This window comes from Rhodovulum sp. (assembly GCF_011048875.1).
Taxonomy (GTDB): domain Bacteria; phylum Pseudomonadota; class Alphaproteobacteria; order Rhodobacterales; family Rhodobacteraceae; genus Rhodovulum; species Rhodovulum tesquicola.
In genome coordinates, this window is record NZ_DSDD01000133.1 from 1 (window position 1) to 5000 (window position 5000).

Sequence of the window (5000 nt, forward strand, 5' to 3'; positions counted from 1 at the left end):
CTGAAGGACTGGCGCCGCATCGCCACACGCTATGACAGGTGCGCCACGACGTTCCTCTCCGCCGTCGCCCTCGCCGCAACCGTCATCTTCTGGCTTTGAAGATCAATGAGTCTGGAGCCTAGGTTGGTGTGCCCGGGAAAAGGGGAAGCTTGGCCTTCACCCAATTCGCGCAACAGGGTCCGCATACGGAACAATAGGGCGCGAACCGATGGCAAGCCGGCCTGGAAAGTTGCCCATGGCGCGACGGTTTGCGGCTCTTTCGCCGTGCGCGGAACGAGAGTTCAATGGATTACGAACTTCATCAGCGCCAGAGCGAGACCCGCGCCTCCCGCGAAGACTGCGCCCAGCACGGCCGAGAGGACGTTTCCTTCCAGGACCCAGCCCACACGGGCACCGAGCGCAGCAAGAAGAAACACACACAAACCTTGCGACAGGGTCCGTGCCGTCTCAGGGAGAACCCAGCCAAACCCCGCCATAATGAAAAGCAGCGTCGGCACGTTTGCCACGGCAAGCGTGGGGCGACTGTGCCGCCAGGCATCGCGCCAGTCCATTCGGGTGATATGTTTCTTGAAGTCCAGAGCATGCGACAACAACTCGGCGAATGCCTTTGCCAATGTGATCGCAAGAACCGAGCCGAACAACATTGCCGCGGTGTCAAAGGGTGCCTCGGAATGGTCCGCAACCCCCATCGCGATACTCAGCACCGTTATGGCGCCATAGATCAGACCGAAAGCAGCTCGGTCGAAGCGCTGCCACCCATCGGTTTCTTCGGGATGGTCATGGTCCATTCGGGCCCGCCCACTTTGCTCCTGTTCGTTTGAATCGTTGCCGGCACGGGCCGCCGGCAGCCCGCAAGCAGGAAAGGCCAGGCAAGCCCAAGACCGCCCAGGATCCCCGCCGAGCTGTCAGAAGATCGTGAAGCCGCCGTCGGTGTTGTAGGTGGAACCGGTGATGTTCGAGGCTTCCTGAGACAGAAGGAAGCCGCGGGCTTTTTCGGTGCGGCAGCCGACTTGATCGAAAGCGAGTACGCGCACCACCATCCGAACTTTCGGGAAATGCCCTTTCCGCCGTCAACCTCGGGGGGCGCAAGGGACGCCGATGAAACGCCGCCGGCATCGGCCTGTACTTGCAGCAAGCGCCCCGCCTCCAACCAGTTGGCAGGGCGCTTTCCGTTCGGACACAGGCGAAGCAGGCTTGCCAGGAACAACATCGCCCTCGCAGCAGGTGGAGGGATGATGCGGAACTGCGAACAATCGCGGCAACGCACCAGCCCGCAGACTTCGACCGGACGGGCGGCGCGGCTCGGCCTCCCTGGCCAAGGCTTGCCCGCCAACGTCACGCTGCGCCGAAGGCGCGCTCAGCCGTCCCGGTTTCGATTAAGGAAAGCTCATATCTGGGTACGGTCCCAGAAACGCAGGGCGTCGACAACCACGAACGAAGGTTGGAAGCCCTTATTTTCTTGGTCGGAGTGAGAGGATTTGAACCTCCGGCCCCTGCCTCCCGAAGACAGTGCTCTACCAGGCTGAGCTACACTCCGACCGTGGAACGCGGATTAGCGCGCGCCGTTCCCTTTGGCAAGGGTCAATCCGGGGGTCGGGGCGCGGAATGCGCGGCGTGCTCAGGGGCGAGGCCGGGGCGATCGGCGGAATGGAGCGCGGGCCGCGTGATCGAGACCCGGCCGCGCCCCTCGCGCAGGAAGACGAAAAGCCCGCTGGCCACGATCACCGCCGAGCCCAGCATTGTCGCGGCATCCGGAGTCTCGTCGAACAGCAGCATGCCCAGACCCACCGCCCAGAGCATCTGGGAATACTGCATCGGCGCGACCGCGCCCGCCTCGCCCGCGCGGTAGGCCAAGATCATCAATAGCATCCCCCCCAGCGCGCCCAGCGCCACAAGCCCCATGCCGCCCAGATGCGCGATCGCCATCGGCTGGTAGACGAAGGGCAGAAGGCAGCCAGTCACCGCGGCATTGGCCAGCATCGGATAGAGCAGCAGCACCGCGCTGCGTTCCTCGTTGCCGATCTTGCGCATGATGACCGCGACCAGCGCCCCCGCCCCCGCCGCGACCAGCGCGGCCAGATGGCCCGGGCCAAGCCCCGCATCCGCCCCGGGCCGCAGCACGATCAGCACGCCGATCAGGCCCAGCACTACCGCCGCCCAGCGCCGCAGCCCCACCCGTTCGCCGAGGATCGGCACCGACAGCGCGGTGATGATCAGCGGCGTGGCGAAGATGATCGCATAGGCCTGCGCAAAGGGAATCGCCGAGAAGGCGTAGAACGCGCTGAGCATCGTCGCCATGACGGCCACGGTGCGCAGCGCCGTCCAGAACGGGCGGCGCGGGCGCAGGCTGCCGTCGCGTTCGCGGATCAGCATCAGGACGACCAGCGGAAAGCCGATCAGCACGCTGAAGAACACGATCTGGATCGCGTGGTAATGGGCGCCCAGCGCCTTGACCACCGCATCGTGCAGCGAGAAGACGGCAAAACCGGCCAGCGCAAGGCCCGCGCCGCGGATATTGGCAGGGTTCATCGGACCGACTCTCGCCCGGGGACCGGACGAGCCTTTCCCGATCGCGGCACGCTGGCAAGCCCCCGCGCGCCGCAAGGTTGCCTAGAGGCTTGCGTCAAGCGCAGCCAGGATTGCGTCGCCCATGCCGCTCGTGCTGACCGGGATCGCGCCCTCGGCCTGCATCAGGTCGGCGGTGCGCACGCCCTCTGCCAGCACCTTTTCCACGGCCTTTTCCAGCCGCGTCGCCTCCTCGCCCTGGTCGAACGAATAGCGCAGCGCCATAGCAAAGCTCAGGACAGAGGCGCAGGGATTGGCCTTGCCCTGCCCGGCGATGTCGGGGGCGGACCCATGCACCGGCTCATAAAGCGCCCTGGGCCGACCGTTCGCCATTGGCGCGCCGAGGCTGGCCGACGGCAGCATTCCCAGCGAGCCGGTCAGCATCGCCGCCACGTCGGACAGCAGGTCGCCGAACAGGTTGTCGGTCACGATCACGTCGAACTGCTTGGGCCAGCGGCAGAGCTGCATCCCGCCCGCGTCGGCATACATGTGGGACAGCTCCACATCCGGGTAATCGGTGTCGTGGACGCGCTGCACCACCTCGCGCCAGAGGATTCCCGATTCCATCACGTTGGCCTTCTCCATCGAGCAGACCTTGTTGCCGCGCTTGCGCGCCAGTTCAAAGGCCGCCCGTGCCACCCGGTCGATCTCGGATTCGGTGTAACGCTGGGTGTTGATGCCCACCCGCTCGCCGTTCTCCTCGAAGATGCCGCGGGGTTCGCCGAAATAGACGCCCGAGGTGAGTTCGCGCACGATCATGATGTCGAGCCCCGAGACCACCTCGCGCTTCAGAGACGAGAAATCGGCCAGCGCGTCGAAGCATTGCGCGGGGCGCAGGTTGGCAAAGAGGTCCATTTCCTTGCGCAGCCGCAGAAGCCCGCGCTCGGGCTTTACGCTGAAATCGAGCGCGTCGTATTTCGGCCCGCCGACGGCGCCCAGCAGCACCGCGTCCACCTGTTGCGCCCTGGCCATCGTGGCATCGGCCAGCGGAACCCCGTGCACGTCATAGGCCGCGCCGCCCACCAGATCCTCGGAGACGTCGAAGTTCAGCCCGCGACGCGTACCGAACCAGTCGATGATGCGCATGACCTCGGCCATCACCTCGGGGCCGATGCCGTCGCCGGGAAGGATCAGAAGGGTGTTCGTCATTGGCGGCCTGTCCTTGTCCTGAAGGGTCGGGATGCGGCGTAGCCGCTGGCCCCCGCCGGGTCAAGGCAGACGGAGGTTGACCCAGACCAGCCGGTGGCGCGAGGCGGCTGCGACGGTCTCGGCCATCGGCCCATCGGCAGGCCAGAAGACACCCGCACCGGTGACGGTCAGATCGGCCGAGGGCAGCACGTAATCCACCCGCAGATTGCCCGGATCGCCGGGCGCGGCATCGTCCCAGTCGGCGGTATCGAGCGCGGGATCGCCACGGTGGGTCGCGTTGACGCCGCCCTGAACCGCCGCGGCAAGGGCGCCGCCCTCGGACCGGGGCATGGGATCGGTCAGACGCGGATCGGCGAGAAAGGCCGCCATCGCCGCACTGCGTCCGTCGCCGTCGGCGGGGTCAAGATTGGCGTTGCCCAGCACCACGAAGGGGCCGTCAGGCGCGGGCACGCCGGGCAGTGCGCCGTCGAGGAAAAGCGTCCAGAGCCGCAGCTCGTCACGGTTCCTCAGCCCGTTCCGGTCCTCGGGACCGTCGAAGACCGGCGGCGTCGCGTGAAAGGCCAGAAGGCGGATCGTGGTCTCGCCCACCCGCACCGGCACGACCCAGTGGCCGGTCGTGGACAGACGCTGCACCGCCTGCGCCTCGGCCGAGGGAAACGGCCGGCCGTCCACCTGCGGCTGCGTGGCCCCCGGCAACTCGGCCCAGAGCAGGCCCGAGAAATCGCGCACGCCGGCCGCCTCGACCGGGTAGCGCGAGAACAGCGCCATGCCGCCCTGGCCGGGGAAATAGCCGAAGCCCTGCGCGTCGCGCGGCCCGTTCGCCCGCCCGTCGCCGTCCAGATCGAGCCCGGTGCGCATCCCGGTATTCGGCTTCAGCGCGAACAGGTACGGATAGTCCAGATCGCGCGCGCGCAGCAGGTCGGCGAGCGCCCGCATCGCCAGCCCGTCCATGTCATAGTCGAAATCGAGCAGAAGCAGGATGTCGGGGCGCGTGGCGGCGATCACCTCGACCACCGCGGCAACCTGCGCATCCTTGCCGCCGGCGATGTCCGCCAGCAGCAGCCCCGGCCCCTTGCGCGCAAGCCCCGAGCTATAGGCCGCAACGCGCAGATCGGCCGCTGCCGCCATCCCGACAGCGAGCCACAGCGCCACGGCCAGCCCGGCCGCCACCCGAAGCAGGGCAGCCGGATACATGCTCAGACCCAGGGCCGTTCCTGCGCCATCCGCGACTCGAAGGCGGCAATCGCCGGGGCCTTCTCCAGCGTCAGGCCGATGTCGTCGAGCCC

5 protein-coding genes, 1 tRNA gene and 2 pseudogenes are annotated in these 5000 nt (G+C 67.2%); 1 reads left to right on the forward strand and 7 read right to left on the reverse strand.

Annotated elements, in window-relative coordinates:
• Nucleotides 1-99 (forward strand): annotated as a pseudogene (locus tag ENN83_RS04495) (IS5/IS1182 family transposase); the annotation flags it as partial.
• A gap of 182 nt (nt 100-281) precedes the next feature.
• On the opposite strand, the gene ENN83_RS04500 reads toward ENN83_RS04495, so the two are convergent.
• The 7 genes and pseudogenes from ENN83_RS04500 to ENN83_RS04530 form a co-directional block, all read right to left on the reverse strand.
• Entirely contained in the window at nt 282-788 is a 507-nt protein-coding gene (locus ENN83_RS04500) for a hypothetical protein (RefSeq protein ID WP_287184530.1), read from the reverse strand.
• Nucleotides 789-905: 117 nt separating this feature from the next.
• Complete coding sequence (locus tag ENN83_RS04505) at nt 906-1040, reverse strand: hypothetical protein (RefSeq protein ID WP_287184532.1); 135 nt, start codon at nt 1038-1040, stop codon at nt 906-908.
• A 420-nt stretch (nt 1041-1460) separates the two neighbouring features.
• Nucleotides 1461-1537, reverse strand: a tRNA-Pro gene (locus ENN83_RS04510).
• Between the two features lie 44 nt (nt 1538-1581).
• A complete protein-coding gene (locus ENN83_RS04515) occupies nt 1582-2529 on the reverse strand; it encodes a DMT family transporter (protein ID WP_287184535.1) in 948 nt (315 codons plus the stop codon).
• Nucleotides 2530-2610: 81 nt separating this feature from the next.
• A complete protein-coding gene (gene leuB, locus ENN83_RS04520; RefSeq protein WP_287184538.1) occupies nt 2611-3714 on the reverse strand; it encodes a 3-isopropylmalate dehydrogenase in 1104 nt (367 codons plus the stop codon).
• Between the two features lie 60 nt (nt 3715-3774).
• Complete coding sequence (locus ENN83_RS04525; protein ID WP_287184541.1) at nt 3775-4908, reverse strand: endonuclease/exonuclease/phosphatase family protein; 1134 nt, start codon at nt 4906-4908, stop codon at nt 3775-3777.
• 2 nt (nt 4909-4910) lie between these two features.
• A pseudogene (locus tag ENN83_RS04530) lies at nt 4911-5000 on the reverse strand (3-isopropylmalate dehydratase small subunit); the annotation flags it as partial.

Bases quoted from the DNA above. Each gene is read 5' to 3' on its own strand.
- ENN83_RS04525 (WP_287184541.1), bottom strand. From the start codon at position 4,908: ATGTATCCGGCTGCCCTGCTTCGGGTGGCGGCCGGGCTGGCCGTGGCG.
- ENN83_RS04500 (WP_287184530.1), bottom strand. From the start codon at position 788: ATGGACCATGACCATCCCGAAGAAACCGATGGGTGGCAGCGCTTCGAC.
- leuB (WP_287184538.1), bottom strand. From the start codon at position 3,714: ATGACGAACACCCTTCTGATCCTTCCCGGCGACGGCATCGGCCCCGAG.
- ENN83_RS04505 (WP_287184532.1), bottom strand. From the start codon at position 1,040: ATGGTGGTGCGCGTACTCGCTTTCGATCAAGTCGGCTGCCGCACCGAA.
- ENN83_RS04515 (WP_287184535.1), bottom strand. From the start codon at position 2,529: ATGAACCCTGCCAATATCCGCGGCGCGGGCCTTGCGCTGGCCGGTTTT.